The organism is Serratia fonticola (assembly GCF_001006005.1).
In the GTDB taxonomy this organism is placed as follows: Bacteria; Pseudomonadota; Gammaproteobacteria; order Enterobacterales; family Enterobacteriaceae; genus Chania; species Chania fonticola.
In genome coordinates this window covers 4,481,861-4,503,488 of record NZ_CP011254.1, presented here as the reverse complement: position 1 = coordinate 4,503,488, position 21,628 = coordinate 4,481,861, and the positions used below count along the sequence as shown (strand labels likewise).

Below are 21,628 nucleotides of genomic sequence, written 5' to 3'. Positions count from 1 at the left end.
ACGTGTAAACACCGCTAGGCCGTTTTGGTCATAATCCAGCGCTGTTCTCCCACCGCCTGCAAATGAAAATCCACGTCATAAACCTTGGATAATAACCCCGGCTCCATTACCTCGTGGGTATCCCCCTCGGCGACCAACCGCCCGGCTTGCAGCAACCAGACCCGATCGGCCTGTTGCAAGGTATGATTGAGATCGTGAGCACAGACCAGAGCGCTGCGGCCACTTTGGCAAAATTCGCGCAGCAGGCGATCGAGCGCCACCTTTTGCGCCACATCCAGGCTGTTGGTCGGTTCATCGAGCAGCAGTAATTGGCTTAGCGGGTTAACCGTTGGCCAAACTTGTAACAACACAGCGGCCAGCCGCACCCGTTGCCATTCCCCCCCGGAGAGTTGAGTCAACATGCGGGATAATTTATCCGCCAGCTTTAGGCTACGTGCCAAATACAGGATGGCTTTTTCCAGCTCGCTTTCTTCCGCCCCGGCGGGCTGATGTAAGGCGAGATATTGAAATACCGGCATTAGCGCAACCGGAGGCTGCTGCTGACACAGATAAGCCCGGTGCCTTGCCAGTTCGTTCCCCGTATACGCTTCCAGCAAACGCCCAGACAGACGAACTTCGCCAAGCCCTGGCAACATTCCCGCCAATCTGGCCAACAACGTGCTCTTACCTGCGCCGTTAGGGCCGATCAGGTGCACCTGCAACCCAGCGGCGATCTGCCCAGAAAACGGCACCAATCGCCCTTCTACCCCTACCTCACTGAGTTGCAGCATGGTTCTGTTCGCTCCTTTACTTGGCCAAAGCCTGTTTGATGGCCTCGGACACCTGTGGATCTTCTGGCGTCATATCAGGCGAGAAGCGTTGGATCACCTGACCATCACGGCCAATCAAGAATTTCTCAAAGTTCCACAGGATATCACCGGTGTGCTTCGGCGCACGGCCTTTGCTGCTCATCCGCTCCAGGAAACCACTGCCTTCTGGTGCGACGGCCTGTGGCTGTGCGGCAATCAGTTCCCGATACAGCGGATGACGGCCCTCACCATTGACTTCAATTTTGGCAAACATCGGGAACTGGACGCCAAAGGTGCCACGGCAAAACGCCAGGATCTCTTCATTGCTGCCCGGCTCCTGGCCAAGAAACTCATTGGAGGGGAAACCCAATACCGCAAAACCCTGCTCACGCCAGGTTTCATAAAGCTTTTCCAGACCTTCGTATTGCTTGGTCAGGCCGCATTCCGACGCTACGTTGACCACCAGCAGCACCTTGCCAGCATAGGCGTTCAGCGTGGTAGATTGGTTCTCAATGGTTTGCAGGGGAATGGCATAAATGGGGTTGCTCATCAGATGTTTTCCTTTGGTTTTATTTGCAGGTGAGACAGAAAAACGCCGCCGGACATTACCGGCAGCCGGTTTACCTTACGCTTTTTGTCCGCGCCAGTAACCAGATAAAAAGAGGCGCTCCCAGCGTTGCAGTGACCACGCCGATGGGTAATTCCGCCGAAAACAGCGCAATTCGCGCCACCACGTCCGCCACTAACAATACGCCCGCGCCTGCCAAGGCGCAGCCAGGCAGCAGGTAACGTTGGTTGGTCAAACCACTGAGGCGCAAAATATGCGGGATCACCAGGCCGATAAAACCAATCACGCCCGCCAAGGCCACGCTGGTGCCCACCAGCCAGCCGATGGCCAGCACCAGCAGATTACGCCATACGTGCAGGGAAAGGCCCAACTGCCGGGCCTGCATTTCGCCAAGCGCCATCAAGTTCAGCACCTTGCCTTGCGCGCATAACCACAGCAGCGCCGGCAACAGGGCTAACAACAGCCATTTCTGCCGCCAATCCACCCCGCCGAAACCGCCCATCATCCAGTACATTAGCTGCCGCAGGTCGAGGCTCGAACTGAAATAGACGGCCCAAGTCATAATCGCGCTGCACACAATCCCCAGCGCTACCCCCACCAGCAGCAAGCGTGCGTTGCTCAACCGGCGACGGCGGGCAAAAATCAGCAACAGGAAGGTCATCACCAGGGCGCCTGCGATGGCGTTCATGCTCATCAGCGCCACCGGCAGCAGGCCGTTACCGAACAGCACCGTCAGCACCAGCGCCACTCCGGCACCGTTGGATACGCCAAGCAGTCCAGGCTCCGCCAGCGGGTTCTCAAACAGAGCCTGCATCGCCGCACCGGCCACCGCCAGGCTTGCCCCCACCAGCATCACCGCCAGCGCTCGTGGCAGGCGCAATTGCCAGACAAACAGCTGTGCAGGCTCACTCAACCACTGCGCAGGCCAGATCCACAGATCCCCGGCGCTCAGACTGAAGGCAAATGCCAGCACGACGCCCAGCGTCAGCCAGGTCAAATAGCGTTTATCGCGGCGGTGTTGATGCTGTTGTAACAAAGTGAAGGTCTGACTGCTCGGCATAACTACACAACTTCCCTACTGGCCGATAGCGGCCTGAAAATAACGTCTTGCAGCAAATAGTAGGAGGTTCGGGCGCTTAGGGGAAGGACTGAGTCATCGAATGGTTGGGAAAACAGCGGCTGGCACTGCCGGTCATCGGTGCGATGATGGTAATAGACGGGAACAGCATACAGCGCTGGCCCAGTGAGGTTGGTGCGCGCCCAAAAGAAAAAGGCCGCTTGCGCGGCCTTTTTGGCGTTGTGTAACCTACTCTTTCGGGCTGGCGTTCTCCACCCGGCTTTTCAGTTTCTGTCCCGGACGGAAAGTGACCACGCGGCGCGCCGTAATCGGAATGTCCTCACCGGTTTTCGGGTTGCGTCCCGGACGTTGGTTCTTGTCTCGCAAATCAAAATTGCCAAAACCAGACAGCTTGACCTGTTCTCCATTCTCCAGAGCTCGACGGACCTCTTCAAAGAACAGTTCTACCAGGTCTTTGGCATCCCGTTTGCTAAGCCCTAGCTTCTCAAACAGGTGTTCTGACATTTCAGCTTTAGTAAGCGCCATAGGTTCAATCCCTCAAGGATGCTTGGAATCGCTGTTTTAGAGCCTCTACACATTTTGCAACGGTAGCGGCAATCTCCTCTTCTTCCAGTGTACGGGCGGTATCCTGCAACACCAGACTGATAGCCAGGCTCTTATAACCCTCAGCTACGCCCTTGCCACGGTACACATCAAACAAGTTTACGCCAACTACCTGATTTGCGCCAACTTTCTTACACTCTGCCAAAATATCTTCTGCGGCGACGTTTTCAGCCACTACAACGGCGATATCGCGACGGTTTGCAGGGAAGCGAGAAACCTCACGGGCCTGAGGCACGGCGCGGCTTGCGAGCTTGTTCCACTCCAATTCAAATACCACAGTACGGCCGTTAAGATCCAGTTTACGTTCAAGTTCTGGGTGAACCACACCGATGAAACCGACACGCTCGCCGTGTAAATAAATGGCCGCACTTTGCCCAGGATGCAGGGCGGGATTGGACTCTGCCTTGAACTGAATTTCGGATAATTTACCGGTCAGCTCCAATACCGATTCCAGATCCCCTTTCAAATCATAGAAGTCCACCGGCTTTCTTGCCAGATCCCAATGCTCATCATGGGTATGCCCGGCAATCACGCCAGCCAGCATGACATCCTGGCGGATACCCAGATTTGCCGCAGTATCAGGGACAAAGCGCAGCCCACTCTCAAACAGGCGCACCCGAGTTTGCTGGCGATTCTGGTTGTATACCACCGCCGAGAGCAGGCCGGTCCACAGGGACAGACGCATGGCGGACATCTCTACCGAGATAGGGCTTGGCAGGATCAGGGCCTCTTCACCTGGGTGCAGCAACGCCTGCACTTTCGGGTCAACAAAACTGTAAGTAATTGCTTCCTGATAGCCATGATCGACCAACATGGTCTTCACGCGCTTCAGGGTCAGATCGGACTCACGGTGTTTTGTCATCACCAGATCGGCGCGCACTGGCACATCCGGGATGTTGTTGTAGCCATAGACACGGGCCACTTCTTCTACCAAATCCTCTTCGATTTCCATATCGAAACGCCAGCTTGGCGCCACCGCCAGCCAGTTGTCGCCCTGTTCGGTAACCTGGCAACCCAGGCGACGCAGAATATCGCTCACCTGCTCGCTTGGCACTACGTGGCCAATCAGACGGTCCAGCTTTTCACGACGCAGTGCAATGGTGGCACGCTTCGGTAAGGTGCTCTCATCGCTAACGTCAATGATTGGGCCAGCCTGACCACCGCAGATGTCGATGAGCAAGCGTGTAGCACGTTCCATCGCTTTATGTTGCAGTGCCGGGTCTACGCCACGCTCGTAACGATGTGAAGCATCGGTATGCAGGCCATGACGGCGAGCACGGCCAGTAATCGACAGCGGGCTGAAGAAAGCGCACTCCAGCAGCACATCCTGGGTTTCGTCATTCACGCCAGAGTGTTCACCGCCAAAAATGCCGCCCATGGCCAGCGCTTTTTGCTGATCGGCAATCACCAGGGTGTCTGCCTTGAGTTTAGCTTCGTTACCATCCAGCAGGCGCAGGGTTTCACCTTCGCGGGCCATACGCACCACGATACCGCCCTCAATACGATTGAGGTCGAAGGCATGCATTGGCTGACCCAGTTCCATCAGCACGTAGTTAGTCACATCAACCACGGCATCAATCGAGCGAATACCTGCGCGGCGCAGCTTCTCACGCATCCACAACGGTGAAGGTGCCTTCACGTTGATGCCTTTCACTACGCGGCCAAGGTAACGTGGGCAGGCCTGAGGGGCTTCTACACGGATTGGCAGGGTGTCGGAGATAGTGGCAGCAACCGGGCTCATATCCGGCTCGGTCAGCGGCAGTTGGTTCAGCACGGCAACGTCGCGCGCGACGCCAATGATGCCCAGGCAATCGGCACGGTTCGGCGTGACGCTGATTTCGATCGCGCTATCGTTCAATTGCAGATAGTCACGGATATCGGTGCCGATCGGTGCATCTTGCGGCAACTCAATGATGCCGTCATGATCGTCTGAAATCGCCAGCTCTGAGAACGAACACAGCATGCCTTCAGAAGGCTCGCCACGCAGCTTGGCGGCTTTGATTTTGAAGTCGCCCGGCAGCACGGCACCGACGGTAGCAACGGCTACTTTCAGGCCAGCACGGCAGTTTGGCGCGCCACAAACGATGTCTAACAGGCGTTCACCGCCCACGTCGACTTTGGTTACACGCAGTTTGTCGGCGTTCGGGTGCTGACCGCACTCCACCACGTGGCCCACGACTACTCCGTTGAACACGCCAGCCACCGGCTCAACGCCGTCTACTTCCAGGCCAGCCATGGTGATTTGATCGGATAATGCTTCGCTGCTGATGGCCGGGTTTACCCACTCGCGCAACCAGAGTTCACTGAATTTCATGTGATATTCCCGCCTTACTTAAACTGTTTGAGGAAACGCAGATCGTTTTCGAAGAACGCACGCAGGTCGGTGACGCCGTAACGCAGCATCGTCAGGCGCTCCATACCCATACCGAAGGCAAAGCCAGAATAGATTTCAGGATCAATGCCCACGTTGCGCAGTACGTTCGGGTGCACCATGCCGCAACCCAAGACTTCCAGCCACTTGCCGTTTTTGCCCATTACATCCACTTCGGCAGAAGGTTCGGTGAACGGGAAATAGGAAGGACGGAAACGAACCTGCAGGTCTTCTTCAAAGAAGTTGTTCAGGAAATCGTGCAGCGTCCCTTTCAGGTTGGTGAAGCTGATATCCTTGTCGACGATCAGCCCTTCCATCTGGTGGAACATCGGGGTATGCGTCTGATCGTAGTCGTTACGATACACGCGGCCCGGTGCGATGATGCGGATCGGTGGCTGCTGGTTCTTCATGGTGCGGATCTGCACGCCAGAAGTTTGGGTACGCAGCAGGCGCGTCGCGTCAAACCAGAAGGTATCGTGGTCGGCGCGCGCCGGGTGATGCCCAGGGATATTCAGCGCGTCGAAGTTATGGTAATCGTCTTCGATTTCCGGGCCGGTCTCAACCGAGAAGCCCAGTTCGCCAAAGAAGGTTTCGATACGATCGATGGTGCGAGTGACCGGGTGCAGGCCACCGTTCTCCAGGCGACGCCCCGGCAGCGAGACGTCGATGGTCTCCGCCGCCAGGCGGGCGTTCAGCACCGCAGACTCCAACGCGTTCTTACGCGCGTTCAGCGCATCCTGAACTTCCTGTTTTGCCTGGTTGATCACCGCCCCGGCTGCCGGGCGATCTTCCGCTGGCACTTCACGCAGGGACTGCATCTGTAAGGTAAAATGACCTTTCTTGCCAAAATATTCGACGCGTACCAAATCCAACGCGGCAACATCTTGGGCATCTTCTACGGCTGCCTTGGCGTTGGCAACCAGCTCTGCGAGATGTGACATTGCTTTCCTCTTCCTCTGGCCTTGTGGCCCTAAGTAATTGTTATCTATTATTCCAACACGCCTTTGGTTGATCTTCAAAGAATTTCAAGCCGTAGCCAAGCAAGTGCCGCGGGCCCGAAAGGCGCAGAAGGTGGCCAAAAACAAAAAAGCCTCCACTTGGGAGGCTTGGGCGCTACTTTCCGTTTCTTTTCTTACGCGCAAAGCCTCCTGAAGTCAGGCGCTAAAGTAAAAAAAGAAGCGGAAAATAACAGCGTGCATGTTGGTGATACCTTGTCGATAGAGTGGCAACCAGTGTTAAAGCGCCAGCCAAAAAAGTCAATATCTGTATTGGGAACAAACAGTAAAAGAGGGAGCAAGCTCCCTCTTTTCAACTAGCTTACGCCAGTGCTGCTTTCGCTTTTTCAACCAGTGCGCCAAAGGCCACTTTGTCGAATACTGCGATGTCAGCCAGGATCTTACGGTCAATTTCAATAGAAGCTTTTTTCAAGCCGTTAATGAATTTGCTGTAAGACAAGCCGTTCTGACGAGCAGCTGCGTTGATACGTGCAATCCACAGCTGACGGAACTGACGCTTACGTTGACGACGGTCACGGTAAGCATACTGACCTGCTTTGATTACTGCCTGGAAGGCAACACGATAAACGCGCGAACGGGCACCGTAGTAACCTTTCGCTTGTTTCAGTATTTTCTTGTGACGTGCGCGTGCAATTACACCACGTTTTACGCGAGCCATATGCTCTCTCCTAAAGTCTTATTCTAGATTCAAAAAATGTGGCTTATGCGTACGGCAGGCACGCGATAACCAGGACCAGATCGTTTTTAGACACCATGCCTTTCGGACGCAGATGACGTTTACGCTTGGTTGCTTTTTTGGTCAGAATATGACGCAGGTTAGCATGTTTGCGCTTAAAACCACCGCTGCCGGTCTTTTTGAAGCGCTTGGCTGCACCACGTACAGTTTTAATCTTTGGCATGTTAATTAAATCCACTTCGCATTGTTAAACAACGAATCAGTGAGGCGAATAAAACCCACGCACGCTTGCACGGCGTGGGTTCGATTACTTGGAAGCCTTACTGTTTCTTCTTGGGTGCGAGCACCATAATCATCTGACGGCCTTCGATCCTTGTTGGGAAGGATTCGACCACTGCCAGATCAATATCTTCACACAGGTCTTTACGGACGCGGTTAAGCACTTCCATACCGATCTGCTGGTGCGCCATTTCACGCCCACGGAAACGCAGGGTGATCTTGGCTTTATCGCCGTCTTCCAGAAAGCGAATCAGGTTGCGTAGTTTGACCTGATAGTCGCCATCATCGGTGCCAGGACGGAATTTGATTTCCTTAACCTGGATAACTTTTTGCTTCTTCTTCTGTTCTTTTGTCGACTTGCTCTTCTCGTAGAGGAATTTGCCGTAATCCATGATCCGGCAAACTGGCGGTTCGGCATTTGGGCTGATCTCTACTAAATCAACACCCGCTTCCTCAGCTTTTTCAAGAGCTTCATTCAGACTGACAATACCAATCTGCTCGCCATCGACGCCGGTTAGGCGAACTTCTTGCGCGCGAATTTCTTTGTTAATGCGATTTGGACGCGCCGGTTGAACTCGTTTTCCGCCTTTAATACTTTATTCCTCCAGTTGATGAAGACTTCGGCTGCGTATCTCATGTAGCAGCTTGTCTACGACTTCTTGTACGTCCAGGCTCCCCAGGTCTTTGCCACGGCGGGTACGAACGGCAACTTTGCCTGATTCGACCTCTTTATCACCGCACACCAACATGTATGGAACCCGTCGTAAAGTATGTTCGCGAATTTTAAAGCCAATCTTCTCGTTTCTCAAGTCCGCTTTTGCCCGAATGCCTGCATCTTGCAGTTTTTTGGTCAATTGCTGGACGTAATCAGACTGGCTGTCGGTGATATTCATCACCACTACCTGCACTGGAGCAATCCAGGTTGGGTAGAAACCGGCATATTCTTCGGTAAGGATACCGATGAAGCGCTCCATGGAGCCAAGAATAGCACGGTGTATCATTACCGGGACCACGCGTTCGTTGTTTTCGCCAACATACGACGCGCCTAAACGGCCCGGTAAGAAGAAATCGAGTTGCACGGTACCACATTGCCATGCGCGATCCAAACAATCATGCAAGGTAAATTCAATTTTTGGTCCGTAGAAAGCGCCCTCACCCGGCTGATATTCAAACGGAATCCCGTTTTCAGTCAGCGCAGCGGCCAGATCGTTTTCGGCTCGAGTCCACATTTCGTCAGTCCCAATGCGCTTCTCTGGACGGGTGGACAGTTTCACCACGATCTTTTCGAAGCCAAAGACACCGTACATATCGTAGACCATTTTGATGCAGTCGTTCACTTCGGAACGCACCTGATCTTCGGTACAGAAGATATGGGCATCGTCCTGGGTGAAGCCACGCACACGCATCAGGCCATGCAGCGAACCTGATGGCTCGTTACGGTGGCAGCTACCGAACTCGCCCATACGCAGCGGCAGATCACGGTAAGACTTCAGGCCCTGGTTGAAGATCTGCACGTGGCCCGGGCAGTTCATCGGCTTGATGCAATATTCACGGTTCTCTGAAGAAGTGGTGAACATGGCGTCTTTGTAGTTTTCCCAGTGGCCGGTTTTTTCCCACAGCACACGGTCCATCATGAACGGCCCTTTCACTTCCTGATACTGGTGCTCTTTGAGCTTCATGCGCACAAAGGCTTCCAGTTCGCGGAAGATGGTCCAGCCGTCGTTATGCCAGAACACCATGCCAGGGGCTTCTTCCTGCATATGATACAGGTCGAGCTGCTTGCCGATCTTGCGATGGTCACGCTTGGCCGCTTCTTCCAGGCGTTGCAGGTAGGCGTTCAGCTGCTTCTTGTCTGCCCAGGCAGTGCCGTAGATACGTTGCAGCATTTTGTTTTTGCTGTCGCCACGCCAGTAGGCACCGGAGGTTTTCTGCAGTTTGAAATGGTGGCAGAAACGCATATTCGGCACATGCGGGCCACGGCACATATCCACGTATTCTTCGTGATGATACAGGCCTGGGCGATCGTCATGGCTGATATTTTCATCCAGAATCGCCACCTTGTAGCTTTCGCCACGGGCTGCGAAGGTGTCGCGGGCTTCCTGCCAGCTCACTGTTTTCTTGATGACGTCATAATCTTTGTCGGCCAATTCATGCATCCGCTTCTCCAGCAGATCCAGATCTTCCTGCGTTAGGGTATGGTCGAGGTCAACATCATAGTAAAAACCGTTGTCGATCACCGGACCAATGGCCATTTTGGTGTCTGGCCACAGCTGTTTGATCGCATGACCCAGCAGGTGCGCACAGGAGTGGCGCATGATTTCCAGGCCTTCGGCATCTTTGATGGTAATGATGGCCAGCTGTGCATCGGCTTCGATGGCATCGTTGGCATCGACCAGTTCACCGTTAACGCGGCCGGCGATACAGGCTTTGGCAAGGCCAGGGCCAATATCACGGGCAACATCCATCGGGGAAACGGCATGGTCGTATTGACGCTGACTTCCGTCAGGAAGAGTAATAACAGGCATTCATAATTCCTTATCTACAGTGGTGACCCACACGACAGATCACATGCAGTACAGATATTTTGGTTAGTGTTGAGTCAGTTATGCGTCATATCTCGCCCACAATTGCCAGATTGACGCACAACTTGGTCCGTTAGTAACACGCGAACCTCCAGTGGCTGTTCACAGCCTTGCGAATAGTAACATTAAAACTGTGGAGGATAAATAAAGCGCAGTTTACCCTGCTGCATAATTGATCGCACTTGACTTACCACGATAACTCAGCCAAATTACCCGGGTAAAACAATTTAACCCGGGTATAAAACACATGAAAACTATCAGTACGCCAAGCTGCACCGCCTTCTTGCAGCATCAACGAGTGGCTGCCGGGTCTTATGCCGATGTCGCTCAGGCGCTTGCTGCGATGGATCTTACTGCCGGTGGGTTGTTAGTGTTTGATGATGCCACCGGTTCCCAGGTGGATTACCCTTGGCCAGCAGGATACGTTTGCCCTCAGCCTGGTGGCGATGTCGCTGAGCTTGACAGCGAACCGGCAGCTCAGCCCTCGGTTGGTCGGCCCAAGCTCGGCGTAGTAGCCCGCGAAGTGACCCTCCTGCCCCGTCATTGGGAATGGCTGGCACAACAGCGTGGTGGAGCCTCTGCGGCACTACGTCGCCTGGTTGATGAAGCCCGGCGTACTACGATCGAGCAAGACAATGAGCGCCGTATCAAAGAGAACAGCTACCGCTTTATGAGCGCCATCGCCGGTGCTTTGCCAGGCTATGAAGAGGCCACACGCGCGCTGTTTGGCCACGATGGTAAACTGTTTGCCGAGCGAATTGCGCACTGGCCTGCCGATATTCAGGTGCATCTGGCCTGGATGACTCGGGATGCATTCCCCCAGTGATTGCGGTGCCCCTACCTATGAGTCTCAGTATCACTGGAGCTCTTTACACGCCTTTAAAGCGCAGGAAAAACGATTAAATGCAAACCCGTCCGCAGCACAAGCAGCCACCGCTTTGGCGCATCTATCTGATCTTTTTAGTGCCCATGGTGCTGTCCAACTTCCTGCAAGGATTTTCAGGCACGCTGAACGGCATCTATATCGGCCAGATGCTCGGCACCCATGCGCTGGCCGCCATCTCCGGTATGTTCCCTGTAGTGTTCTTCTTTATCTCACTGGTGATTGGCGTTGGTGCCGGTGCCTCGGTGCTGATTGGGCAGGCATGGGGCGCGAATGAACCAGAAAAAGTCAAAACCATTGCCGGTACGGCCTTGATGCTGGGCGTGACGCTTGGCTTACTGGCGGCGGTATTTGGCAGCCTGTTTGCCCGCCAGGCGCTACAAGCGCTAGGCACACCAGCTGACGTGCTGGAAGAGGCGGTCTCTTACGCCCGTATCATGATGCTGATTATGCCGTTACTGCTGGTATTTGTGTTGTTCACCCAGTTGCTGCGCGGCGTCAGCGACACGGTCTCGCCACTCTTGGCCCTGCTGCTGTCTACCATCGTCGGCTTGCTGCTCACCCCGGCCCTGATCCGTGGCTGGCTGGGCTTTGCCCCCATGGGCATACAGAGCGCGGCTCTGGCGGGTATGGTCGGTAACGCACTGGCGATGGTGTATCTGACATTGCGCCTGCGCCGCAAAAAACATGTGCTAGCCCCTGACCGAGCCATGCTGGCCGCGCTCAAGCTGGATACGGTGGTGCTGCGCAAAGTGTTACGTATTGGCTTGCCCACCGGTTTACAAATGGTGGTAATTTCTATCTCTGAACTGATCATCCTGACGTTGGTCAACCGCCACGGTTCGGATGCTACGGCAGCCTACGGCGCAGTGACACAGATCGTTAACTATGTACAATTCCCTGCCCTGTCGATTGCCATCACCGCCTCTATTTTGGGTGCTCAGGCTATCGGCGCTGGCAAAACCGAACGCATTGCCCCCATCCTGCGTACCGGGTTGTATATCAACCTCTGGCTGACCGGTTCGTTGATTATTCTGGTCTATCTGTTGTCACATTGGCTGCTGGGCTTGTTCCTGACCAGCCCGGTAGTATTGGCAGAAGCGGAGCATTTATTGCATATCATGCTTTGGAGCATGCTGGTATTTGGTTTCCAGGCGATTGTTGGCGGCATCATGCGCGCCAGCGGCGTGGTGTTGGTACCGGTGACAATCTCCATTCTCTGCATCGTGGCCGTACAGTTGCCAGCGGCCTATCTGCTCAGCAATCACTTCGGATTAGAGGGGGTGTGGATGGCGTTCCCTATCGCCTATTTAACAATGCTGGCATTGCAGACAACGTTTTATAGGTTGGTATGGCGACACAGAAAAATTGAGCGTCTGGTCTGACGCTGATAGTCACAATACTTTTTGGGCGTAGTGACTGCGCCCCCATTTCATTCTCATGCTGGGGTTTGTTTTATGTCGAGTATTCTGCAGTTGTTTCAGGCCATAGGGCTGGGGCTAGCCCTACTGTTGCCACTGGCCAATCCGCTTACCACCGTGGCGTTGCTGCTTGGTCTGTCGGGAAATATGACCAACGAAGAGCGCAACCATCAGTCGCTGATGGCTTCGGTCTACGTGTTCAGCATCATGACGGTGGCGTTCTATGCCGGTCAGCTAGTGATGAGCACCTTTGGGATTTCCATCCCCGGCCTGCGGATCGCCGGGGGTTTGATTGTCGCCTTTATCGGTTTTCGCATGTTGTTTCCGCAGCAAAGTGCCGATGAAGCACCAGAGGTAGAATCCAAAAGCAGAGAACTGCACAAGAAAACCTCGGCCAATATCGCCTTTGTCCCACTGGCCATGCCAAGTACCGCCGGGCCGGGGACTATCGCCATGATCATCAGCACCGCATCCAGCGTCCACGAAAATACGCTGGGCTTTGCCCACTGGGTGCTGCTGGCCGCACCGGTGGCCATTTTCCTGTCGATAGCGATCATTCTGTGGGTCTGTTTACGCAGTTCCACGGCGATCATGAAACTGGTTGGCGAAAGCGGTATCGAGGCCATTTCGCGCCTGATGGGCTTCCTGCTGGTGTGTATGGGCGTACAGTTTATTATCAACGGCGTGTTGGAGCTGATCTCTACCTACGTGCCTGTTGCCTGACCCAACCGGCCCCGCAGTCGCGGGGCCAATTTGATCTCTATGCCAAACCGTAAACTAAAGCGGAAAGCGCAATCAGCCCCATCACCAGTACAAAGACATTACTCAAGGCACGATAACGGCGCATAGCCGGAACCGCGCGCACCGCATACATCGGCAAAATAAACAGGATCACCGCAATTAGCGGACCGCTGATAGTTTCAATGATATGCAAGGCGCTCGGATTCCAGACGGTGGCCGCCCAGGTCAGCAAAAACAGCACCACGCCAGAGATACGATGGGTCGTCACGGCACTGAGCGGTTTGCCAACGGCACGTGTTAGCCCATCAATCAGGCTGGTTGCCCCTTCGGTTACGCCTAATGAAGTGCCAAGATAGGACTTTGCCATCGCCAACATCGCCATCACCGGCCCAAGATAAGCTATCAGCGGGTTGGAGAACTTGTTGGCCAAAGTGGTCAACACCGTGATGTTCTGCGCTTTCGCCTGCTCCATCTCCTGGTGCGAAAGGCTCAGCACGCAGCTGAACACGAAGAACAACACGGTGACGCAAATCAGCAGGTAGCTGTAACGCATAATCCGCGCACAACGGCGCTCGGCCTTGTCACCGTATAAGCTGTTCTGGGTGGAAGCGAACGACGAAATGATCGGCGCATGGCTAAAGGAAAATACCATCACCGGGACCGCCAACCACAGCGAATGCCACAGCTCGGGGCTGTCAAATTGGGTATTGGCCAAACCACTGACAAAGTTCTCGGTCTGCCAGGTGGGTACCAGATACAGCGAAATCCCCATCAGAAACACCAGCAATGGGAATACCAGAACGCCCATCGCGGCCACGATCGTATCCTTTCCACGCAACAGCACCAGATTGAGCACCACCACCACCGCCAAACTCAGCCAGATGCGGGGTACCGGGGCGAAGTGAAATTGGTGAGTCAGGAAGCTGTCCAACGCGTTGGTGATGGAAATACTGTAGACCAGCACGATGGGGAAAAACGCCATCAGATACAGCACCATAATGATCTTACCGGCTAACACGCCGAAATGCTCAACCACCACGTCCTGAATGTTGCCATCACGGCTGGAGCCGGAAAGAACAAAGCGGGTTAGCGCCAGATGGGGTAAATAGGTCAGAGGGAAGGCGAACAGTGCCATCAATAGCAGCACCAGCGGGCCATTCAGACCGGCATTGATCGGCAGAAACAAGGTGCCGGCACCCACGGCCGTGGCGTAAAGCCCGAACATCCAGACGGTGTCGGTCTTGTTCCATTTGGCAGGTTGAGCAATGGCCAACCTGCCCTGATCTGGAGAAATCGTACTCATGAGACAGCTTACCTTAATCTACAGCGCCAACGATTGCGCCCGACGGAAACTCCCTTCTCCGTAGAATGTTTATGTAAAACAGGATATTAATGGCGAGAAATACCCGTCGTCTTTCAAATTGCAGCGTTGTTACCTGCACTTACTCACCCCAGTCACTTACAAAAGTAAGCTCCTGGGGATGAGTAAGCTTGTCGCCTAGCTGCAACTTGAAATCCATAGGGTAGAAGTTCACCTACCTGATAAAAGGACGGCAAAGGATAAAGAAAATCTCTGGAATGGTCTATATTTCGGCGGTTAACTGCGCGCTTCGTGAGCAGCCGATGCCGCTCACGAGCCATATGGAATGAAACAATGTCTAGGCGCTGGCGGCGGCCACAAACCGGTGTATTTCGCCGATATGCTGCGGGCCGTAAGCACATTGCCCTACTTCTATTTTTGGCTTATTACGCCCATGGAAGTCGCTGCCGCAGGTAACAAAAGCTGAACGACCAACGGTAAACTCATACAGCTGGCTGGCCAATTCAGGTGAATGATAGCTTGAGAACACCTCGACCCCCATCACACCAATCTTCAACATTTCATCGATGATTTGGGTATGGTCCTGTTTAACGTTGGCACCGATATGCGCCAGGATCGGGATCCCCCCATTATGGCGGATCACCTCCACCATGCGGCTCATGGCGGGATAGGTAACCGGCATATAGCACACCTTCCCTGGGCCAAAGAAATCCCAGTAGAAGTTGATTAACGGCATATCAGCTCTTTCACCACCGGGGCGATAAGGCATCAGCAACGGATGCCCATCATTACGTGGGTCTTCGAGTATCACCTCGCCCATCTGCTCTTCCTGCGGGATAGCGCCACCGCATACCTGCTCCAGGCGTTGCTCATCCAGATGGAATTTCACTCCACGCAGCTTGGCAAACTTTTGCGGCGTCAGTTCCCGTTGAATGGCACTGAAATTGTTATAGATTTCAACAAAGTCATTGCTGGGGGTAAACCCATAGCCCAACAGGTGGAAGTTGCGCCCAGCGAAGGTGCAGTCGATCTCGATACCAGACAGGACATTGAGGCTGGACGATGCCAGCGCCTTGGCTTCCGGCACCGAGTTGGCATTATTATGGTCGGTCACCGCCAACGTACTGATGCCGTTGGCCAGGCAGCGTGCAATCACCGTCTCAACCGGGAAGTCTGCATCATCGCTGTAGTTGGAATGCATATGCAGGTCGATTTTTTCCATGGCAATGTCCTTTGGCGAATGCTCAAACCAAGACCATACTAAAGCCGCCCCTGAATGCATACAGCGGATTTGATACTTTTTATCGTCAGGATCACAAAAGCGTGGGTCCGCTCACGGGGTGTAGATCGACATGTTGACGAGATCGATAACGGTGCAGACTGTTAACAGGCATTGACGGTGCCAAATCGCTGCGGCTACTTGGTCATCCATCTAAAATGCCCCACTTTTCCGGGGCATTTCACCTGATGAAATTTGCTTTTTTTGCCAAAGATGGCAAACCACAACACATCATGTTCGGAAAAGCAGCGTATCGATTAACCTCGCACATTTCCTTTTGAACTTGATGCGCTTTCTGTAGGTATATTTTCGACCAAGACTAATACAGATGCGCTTACGTCTATCAACCTCAAAAGCGATGGAAATGTACACCACCATCAATAAAACTATTACCATCACGCCCATAGCCTCCCTTTGGTTTCAACGCTCCCTTGCGATTAACATTAATAACATTAATGAAATTTTTATTCACCAATAAATGAAATCACAATAATCCAATCAATAACAGTGACATAGCACAAATATGAAGTGTAATATCTCGCAGAAAGATAACAATATCAGATCAAATAGTTTAAAACCCCAGGAATGCACCGTTAAAGGTGATTAAAAATCACACACTGTGAAATGATTAACAAATCTAACTTATTTAAGGATAATTAAGATAATTAAAGGGCCTCGAACGAGGCCCTTGGGAAGATTACTTGGCACCCACTGGCTCTGGGACAGCAGAGCTGCCCATCGCCTTCTCATCGCGAATTATTGAACGATCCTTACGCACGTCAGCCACATCGGAGGCGCTGATAGCTTTGGCGTTGTTACCCCAACTGGAACGGATAAAATTCACCACGTCCGCTACCTGCTGGTCGTTCAAGCGCCAGCCAAACGGCGGCATGGTGAGGTTGGAAACCGCCCCTTTCACCGCTGGCGTAGTATTGCCGACCAGCACAATGTGGATCAGCGAGGTCGCGTCTTCGGTCTGCACCACCGGGTTGCCCTTCAGCGCCGGGAAGGCACGCTTGTAACCAACTCCATCGGTACGATGGCAAGCGGCACAGTTATCGACATACAGCGCGGCGCCGGGCTTGCTGTCGTTACCACGCCACAAATCTTTGGCGACGCTGTCTTCAACCGGGGCGGCCTGCTGTTTACCGTCTTTCGGCGGCAAGGTTTTCAGATAGCGGGCAATCGCGCTCAAATCCTCATCGCTGAGATATTGCAGGCTATGTTCGACCACGTCGCTCATGCCACCAAATACCACCGACTTATCGTTACGGCCAGTTTTCAGGAACTCGGTCAGTTCACTCTCGCTCCAGGTACCTAGACCATCTTTATTGTCGCCACGCAGGCTGGATGCCACCCAACCGTCGATCGGCGCGTTGCTGCCGGACAGGTAATCATCCCCTTCCGTATTGCTCAACGCCTTCTCTTGCATGGTCAGGCTACGCGGCGTATGGCATGCACCACAGTGCCCCAACCCTTCGACCAGATAGCGGCCACGTTCGATAACCGGATCGGCGTTGGCATTGGCCGCAAAATCGGCCGGTGTTGGTGCAAACATCGAACGCCAGATGTGCAGTGGCCAACGCATGGACAGCGGCCAGGGAATATCGGAGTCTTGGTTCGCTTGTTCGACTGGCTGCACGCCGTGCATGAAATAGGCATACATGGCACGCATATCCTCCTCTTTCACCAGCGCAAACGAAGGATAAGGCATCGCCGGGTACAGGGTGCTGCCGCTCTTGGCGACGCCTTTGCGTACCGCATTGTCGAAATCTTCAAAACTGTAATCGCCAATGCCGGTGGTTTTGTCCGGGGTGATGTTGGTGGAATAGATAGTGCCAATCGGCGTTTCCATCGCCAAACCACCAGCAAAGGGCACGCCGCTTTTGCCATTGGTGTGGCAGGCCACACAGTCACCGGCACGTGCCAGATATTCACCGCGTTTGAGCAATTCGCTGCTGACCGTCGCGTCTTGCGCCAATACGGAAAAACTCAGTGCACTGAGAACCAGTGCGGGAACCAAAGCTTTCATCAGATTGCCTCCGGGAAACCTCGGCCTTTAGGCCGGGGAGGAAAGGAGGCGGTTTTCAAGCTAACTTCTTTTTGTCTTTTCACTATAACTCCTGTAATTTTGTACATATGAAACGCGCCTACAAATATCGGTTTTATCCAACACAGGATCAGATTGAGTTTTTAGCTCACACCTTCGGCTGTGTGCGTTTTGTCTACAATTCAGTTCTTCGCTGGCGAACTGATGCGTACCGCGAACGGCAGGAGAAGATCGGCTACATTCAGGCCAATGCCCGACTAACCGCCCTAAAAAAAGAGCCTGAATTGACCTGGCTGAATGATGTTTCCTGCGTCCCGTTACAGCAGACTCTTCGCCACCAACAGACCGCCTTTTCTAACTTCTTTGCGGGGCGTGCCAGGTACCCAGCATTCAAAAGCAAACACCACAAACAATCTGCTGAATTTACGGCGAGTGCCTTTAAATACCGTAACGGCACGCTGTACATGGCTAAAAGCACAACGCCACTCCATGTTCGCTGGAGTCGTGAACTCCCCTCGACACCTTCAACCGTCACCATTTCCAAAGACGCATCAGGTCGATATTTCGTGTCCTGCTTGTGCGAATTTGAATCAAAATCACTGCCTGTTACCGCAAAAATGACGGGCATTGATATGGGTTTAAAAGATTTGTTCGTCACAGATAGCGGATTTAAAACCGGCAATCCCCGCCACACGGCGAAGTACGCGAAACGTTTAGCGTTGTTACAGCGCCGATTGAGCAAGAAGCAAAAAGGTTCAAGGAACCGTGCTAAAGCAAGATTAAAAGTCGCAAAGCTCCACGCTAAAATTGCTGATTGCCGAATGGACAGCCTGCATAAGTTGTCCCGCAAACTGATAAACGAGAACCAAGTTGTTTGCGTTGAATCCCTGAAAGTGAAAAACATGATCCGTAATCCCAAACTGTCGAAAGCGATATCCGATGCCGGATGGGGTGAATTTGTGCGGCAGCTACAGTACAAGGCGAAAGAGTCTGGACGTTCTGTCGTTGCCATAGATCAGTTTTTCCCGTCGTCAAAACGCTGTAGCTGTTGCGGCTTCATCATGGAAAAAATGCCACTTGATGTTCGAAACTGGCACTGCCCTGAGTGCGGTGCTGAGCATGATCGAGATATCAACGCGGCGCGCAATATCAAAGCTGCCGGGCTGGCAGTGTTAGCCCACGGAGAGCCTGTAAATCCTGAATCGCAGCACGCGGCTTAGGTTCGGCTCTGTGAAGTGGGAGTCCTCGCCCTTTAGGGCGGGGAGCAGTCAACACTCGCATCCTCATGCCTGCACCAATGGGCCTGGGTTTTTCAAATACTGCTCGCGAATGGCGCGGGCAGACCAGTAGGCCAACGCGGCAACGGTGCCGGTCGGGTTGTAGCCTAGCCCCTGCGGGAAGGCCGATGCGCCGATCGAGAACACGTTATGCACGTCCCAGCTTTGCAGATAACGGTTTACCGCGCTGGTCTTGGGATCTTCTCCCATCACCGCACCGCCGTTCATATGCGTAGTTTGGTAGCTGGTGGTATCGAAATGGCTGTTGGCGTTTTTCGGGCTGCCGGAAATCAGTTTCGGGTTCATCGCCTTGGCGATCGGGGCCATCTTGTTAAACATAAACTGCGCCATCTTGATGTCGTTTTCCTGCCAGTCGAAGGTCATGCGTAGCAGCGGTTGGCCAAAGACGTTCTTGTAGGTCGGATCGAGATCGAGGTAGTTGCTACGATAGGACTGGTGCGCGCCATGCGCATCCATAGAGACATGGTGCGTATAGGCATCCGCCACCGCAGCTTTCCACTTACTGCCCCAGGCTGGAGTGCCAGGAGGCGTTGGCAGGCCGGAGATCGGTTTGGTACCCGCCTGGTTGACCCAGAACGGTGAGCCACCGACAAAGCCCTCTTTGCCGTGGTCAAAGTTATCCGCGTTGAAATCATCCACGCCGACGCCGTTACCGCCCGCGCCAATAAACGGGTTGGTGTGGACGTCCTTATCAAAGAACGCTTTGATGGTAGTCATGTTCTGGTAGGCAAAATTACGCCCAACCACCCCTTCGCCGGTCTGTGGATCGTAAGGTTTGCCAATACCGGAGAGCAGCATCAGATGCACATTGTGGAACTGGAAGGCACCTAGGATCACCAGATCGGCAGGTTGTTCAATCTCGCGCCCCTGGGCATCGATATAGTTGACCCCGGTCGCCCGGCTTTTGTCAGCGGTCAGGTTAACTTTCAGCACGTTAGCGTTGGTGCGCAGCTCAAAGCGCTTCTCCATCCGCAGTGCTGGCAAGATATTGACGTTCGGCGACGCCTTGGAATACATGTAGCAGGCATAGCCGCTGCAATAACCGCAGAAGTTACAAGGCCCCATCTGCGCGCCATAGGGGTTGGTATAAGAATCTGAGGTATTGGCGGAGGGCAGATTGTAAGGGTGATAACCCACCTCACGCGCGGCCTTTTCAAACAATTGAGCGGAGAAGGTGTTTTTCTGCGCTGGCAGAGGGAAATGGTCGGAACGGTCTGGTGCAAAGGGGTTTCCGCCTTTGTCTTTACCCACCAACTGCCCCTTCACCGACCAGGCAGTGCCTGAGGTGCCGAATACCTTCTCGGCCTTATCGAAGAACGGCTCCAGCTCGTCGTAGCTCACCCCAAAATCCTGGATCGTCATGTCTTTTGGAATAAAGCTTTTTCCGTAGCGTTCTTCATAATGGCTGCGCATACGCAGCTCGATAGGATCGACACGGAAATGCACGCCAGACCAGTGCAGCCCAGCTCCGCCCACGCCGGTGCCCGGCAGGAAAGCCGCCAACTGGCGATAAGGCACTGCGGTTTGGCTGGTGTTGTGACGGATGGTCACGGTACTTTTGGAAAGGTCCTGGAACAGCTTGCGGCGGATATTATAGGTCAGTTCATCGATCACTTGCGGGTAGGAACCGTCTGGGTAGGTATCGCGCATCGGGCCACGCTCAAGCGCCACCACGTTCAGCCCGGCCTCGGTCAACTCCTTGGCCATAATGGCACCAACCCAACCAAAACCGACGATCACCACATCCTGCTTCTTCATTACCGTTGCCATAATTACCCCCTCTCCCCACGAATCGATACCGGTGGGAAGGGATAACGTTCCCCTCGCTCAACCCAGTCCATAAAGTCGGCGCGCGCGCCCGGAAAATTAATCAGCTTCCATCCCACCATTTCTTTGTTACCGCCATGGATTGGATCGCTGAAAAAACCTTCACGGGTGTTTTGCAACAGGTAAGAGAAGAACAGCTTGGCAGGCAGTTGCACAAACTCGGCCTCACCGGATTCAAATTTCTGCAACAGCGTATCCTGTTGTGCGCCATCCAGCTCGGCGAATACTTTACCTGCCGTTTTCTTGCTGTAGGCATCCGCGTCGCTGATACCCAGGTTATAAATCTGTTTCGGCACCAACGGCAGTTGATAACCCATTTCCGGTGCGACATCTGGATTGAACGGCCCTTGCATGTACCAGATTGAACCGGTGGCATAAGGCGTATTCATCTGCCGATCGATAAACTCCGGCACGCCTGCTTCCAAAGCGCCCGGGCCGCGCTCGTCCGCAGGGATCAATCGCGCGACCGCCGCCTGAACAAAGGCCCACTCTTCGGGGGTAAAGAAGGTCGGTTGATACTCTGCCTGCTTGGGAGTATCGCTAGCGGCAAGCGCGGGTGTGGGCGCCGTCAGGGCACTCACACCGCTGCCACCGATAACGGCTGCGGGGATCAGCGTCATCGACTTCAGCAAGAAATCACGCCGGGAGTTGTTGGTTTTATCGTTCGACATAGCACATTCCTTCCAAAAAAAATCACAACTATTTAACCTCAACCTCGCGGTCTATACGGAGTTTAAACATATATTGTTACGTAATTGTTTATTTTTTGAAGGTCAGAATGTGAGCTTTGGCAGCAATGTTACCGGTAACTATTTGATTGAACGTAAAGTTTTCTTTGTTAATGTAA

Annotated in this window: 20 protein-coding genes and 1 other annotated feature; of the genes, 4 read left to right on the top strand and 16 right to left on the bottom strand. The window is 53.6% G+C overall.

Features of this window, described 5'->3' with window-relative positions:
• Positions 1 to 14: 14 nt before the first annotated feature.
• From btuD to thrS, 11 genes are all read right to left on the bottom strand, one after another.
• The gene (gene btuD / locus WN53_RS19940; RefSeq protein ID WP_024485860.1) at positions 15 to 770 is read right to left on the bottom strand and encodes a vitamin B12 ABC transporter ATP-binding protein BtuD; all 756 of its coding nucleotides are present in this window, start codon (positions 768 to 770) and stop codon (positions 15 to 17) included.
• Positions 771 to 786: 16 nt separating this feature from the next.
• Entirely contained in the window at positions 787 to 1,338 is a 552-nt protein-coding gene (locus WN53_RS19935; RefSeq protein ID WP_024485859.1) for a glutathione peroxidase, read from the bottom strand.
• A 70-nt stretch (positions 1,339 to 1,408) separates the two neighbouring features.
• Entirely contained in the window at positions 1,409 to 2,416 is a 1,008-nt protein-coding gene (btuC, locus tag WN53_RS19930; RefSeq protein ID WP_024485858.1) for a vitamin B12 ABC transporter permease BtuC, read from the bottom strand.
• Between the two features lie 246 nt (positions 2,417 to 2,662).
• Entirely contained in the window at positions 2,663 to 2,959 is a 297-nt protein-coding gene (ihfA, locus tag WN53_RS19925; protein ID WP_004943604.1) for an integration host factor subunit alpha, read from the bottom strand.
• A gap of 4 nt (positions 2,960 to 2,963) precedes the next feature.
• The gene (gene pheT / locus WN53_RS19920; RefSeq protein WP_024485857.1) at positions 2,964 to 5,351 is read right to left on the bottom strand and encodes a phenylalanine--tRNA ligase subunit beta; all 2,388 of its coding nucleotides are present in this window, start codon (positions 5,349 to 5,351) and stop codon (positions 2,964 to 2,966) included.
• 14 nt (positions 5,352 to 5,365) lie between these two features.
• Positions 5,366 to 6,349, bottom strand: a complete 984-nt coding sequence (pheS, locus tag WN53_RS19915; RefSeq protein ID WP_021804595.1) for a phenylalanine--tRNA ligase subunit alpha — start codon at positions 6,347 to 6,349, stop codon at positions 5,366 to 5,368.
• Positions 6,350 to 6,488: 139 nt separating this feature from the next.
• Positions 6,489 to 6,613 (bottom strand) — a sequence feature (Phe leader region).
• Positions 6,563 to 6,607, bottom strand: a complete 45-nt coding sequence (gene pheM / locus WN53_RS28710) for a pheST operon leader peptide PheM (protein WP_121608962.1) — start codon at positions 6,605 to 6,607, stop codon at positions 6,563 to 6,565. (Overlaps the previous feature by 45 nt.)
• 112 nt (positions 6,614 to 6,725) lie before the next feature.
• Positions 6,726 to 7,082, bottom strand: coding sequence for a 50S ribosomal protein L20 (gene rplT / locus WN53_RS19910; RefSeq protein WP_004963673.1), 357 nt, complete (start codon positions 7,080 to 7,082; stop codon positions 6,726 to 6,728).
• A gap of 43 nt (positions 7,083 to 7,125) precedes the next feature.
• Positions 7,126 to 7,323: a 50S ribosomal protein L35 gene (rpmI, locus tag WN53_RS19905; RefSeq protein WP_024485856.1), complete on the bottom strand. Its 198-nt coding sequence runs from the start codon at positions 7,321 to 7,323 to the stop codon at positions 7,126 to 7,128.
• A gap of 97 nt (positions 7,324 to 7,420) precedes the next feature.
• Positions 7,421 to 7,972, bottom strand: coding sequence for a translation initiation factor IF-3 (gene infC, locus WN53_RS27650; protein WP_071683678.1), 552 nt, complete (start codon positions 7,970 to 7,972; stop codon positions 7,421 to 7,423).
• 3 nt (positions 7,973 to 7,975) lie between these two features.
• Complete coding sequence (gene thrS / locus WN53_RS19895) at positions 7,976 to 9,904, bottom strand: threonine--tRNA ligase (protein WP_021178149.1); 1,929 nt, start codon at positions 9,902 to 9,904, stop codon at positions 7,976 to 7,978.
• A gap of 304 nt (positions 9,905 to 10,208) precedes the next feature.
• Here thrS and WN53_RS19890 point away from each other — a divergent pair, with 304 nt between their 5' ends.
• The 3 genes from WN53_RS19890 (at position 10,209) to WN53_RS19880 (ending at position 12,988) form a co-directional block, all read left to right on the top strand.
• Positions 10,209 to 10,787, top strand: coding sequence for a DUF2239 family protein (locus tag WN53_RS19890; RefSeq protein ID WP_174469080.1), 579 nt, complete (start codon positions 10,209 to 10,211; stop codon positions 10,785 to 10,787).
• Between the two features lie 77 nt (positions 10,788 to 10,864).
• Positions 10,865 to 12,229, top strand: coding sequence for an MATE family efflux transporter (locus WN53_RS19885; RefSeq protein ID WP_024485854.1), 1,365 nt, complete (start codon positions 10,865 to 10,867; stop codon positions 12,227 to 12,229).
• 72 nt (positions 12,230 to 12,301) lie between these two features.
• Positions 12,302 to 12,988 carry a MarC family NAAT transporter gene (locus WN53_RS19880; RefSeq protein WP_024485853.1) on the top strand — a complete coding sequence of 229 codons (687 nt, stop codon included), beginning with the start codon at positions 12,302 to 12,304 and terminating at the stop codon, positions 12,986 to 12,988.
• 37 nt (positions 12,989 to 13,025) lie between these two features.
• Here WN53_RS19880 and WN53_RS19875 read toward each other — a convergent pair whose 3' ends face one another.
• The 3 genes from WN53_RS19875 to WN53_RS19865 form a co-directional block, all read right to left on the bottom strand.
• A complete protein-coding gene (locus WN53_RS19875) occupies positions 13,026 to 14,309 on the bottom strand; it encodes an SLC5/6 family protein (protein ID WP_024485852.1) in 1,284 nt (427 codons plus the stop codon).
• A 355-nt stretch (positions 14,310 to 14,664) separates the two neighbouring features.
• Positions 14,665 to 15,549, bottom strand: coding sequence for a PHP domain-containing protein (locus WN53_RS19870; RefSeq protein WP_024485851.1), 885 nt, complete (start codon positions 15,547 to 15,549; stop codon positions 14,665 to 14,667).
• 754 nt (positions 15,550 to 16,303) lie between these two features.
• Entirely contained in the window at positions 16,304 to 17,638 is a 1,335-nt protein-coding gene (locus WN53_RS19865; protein WP_024485850.1) for a cytochrome c, read from the bottom strand.
• A 107-nt stretch (positions 17,639 to 17,745) separates the two neighbouring features.
• Between WN53_RS19865 and WN53_RS19860 the strand changes: the two genes are divergently transcribed.
• Positions 17,746 to 18,876, top strand: a complete 1,131-nt coding sequence (locus tag WN53_RS19860; RefSeq protein ID WP_046808485.1) for an RNA-guided endonuclease InsQ/TnpB family protein — start codon at positions 17,746 to 17,748, stop codon at positions 18,874 to 18,876.
• A 63-nt stretch (positions 18,877 to 18,939) separates the two neighbouring features.
• Here the strand turns inward: WN53_RS19860 and WN53_RS19855 are convergent, their stop codons facing one another.
• A complete protein-coding gene (locus WN53_RS19855) occupies positions 18,940 to 20,724 on the bottom strand; it encodes a GMC family oxidoreductase (RefSeq protein WP_024487051.1) in 1,785 nt (594 codons plus the stop codon).
• Between the two features lie 2 nt (positions 20,725 to 20,726).
• Positions 20,727 to 21,452 carry a gluconate 2-dehydrogenase subunit 3 family protein gene (locus tag WN53_RS19850; RefSeq protein WP_046808195.1) on the bottom strand — a complete coding sequence of 242 codons (726 nt, stop codon included), beginning with the start codon at positions 21,450 to 21,452 and terminating at the stop codon, positions 20,727 to 20,729.
• Positions 21,453 to 21,628 lie beyond the last annotated feature (176 nt).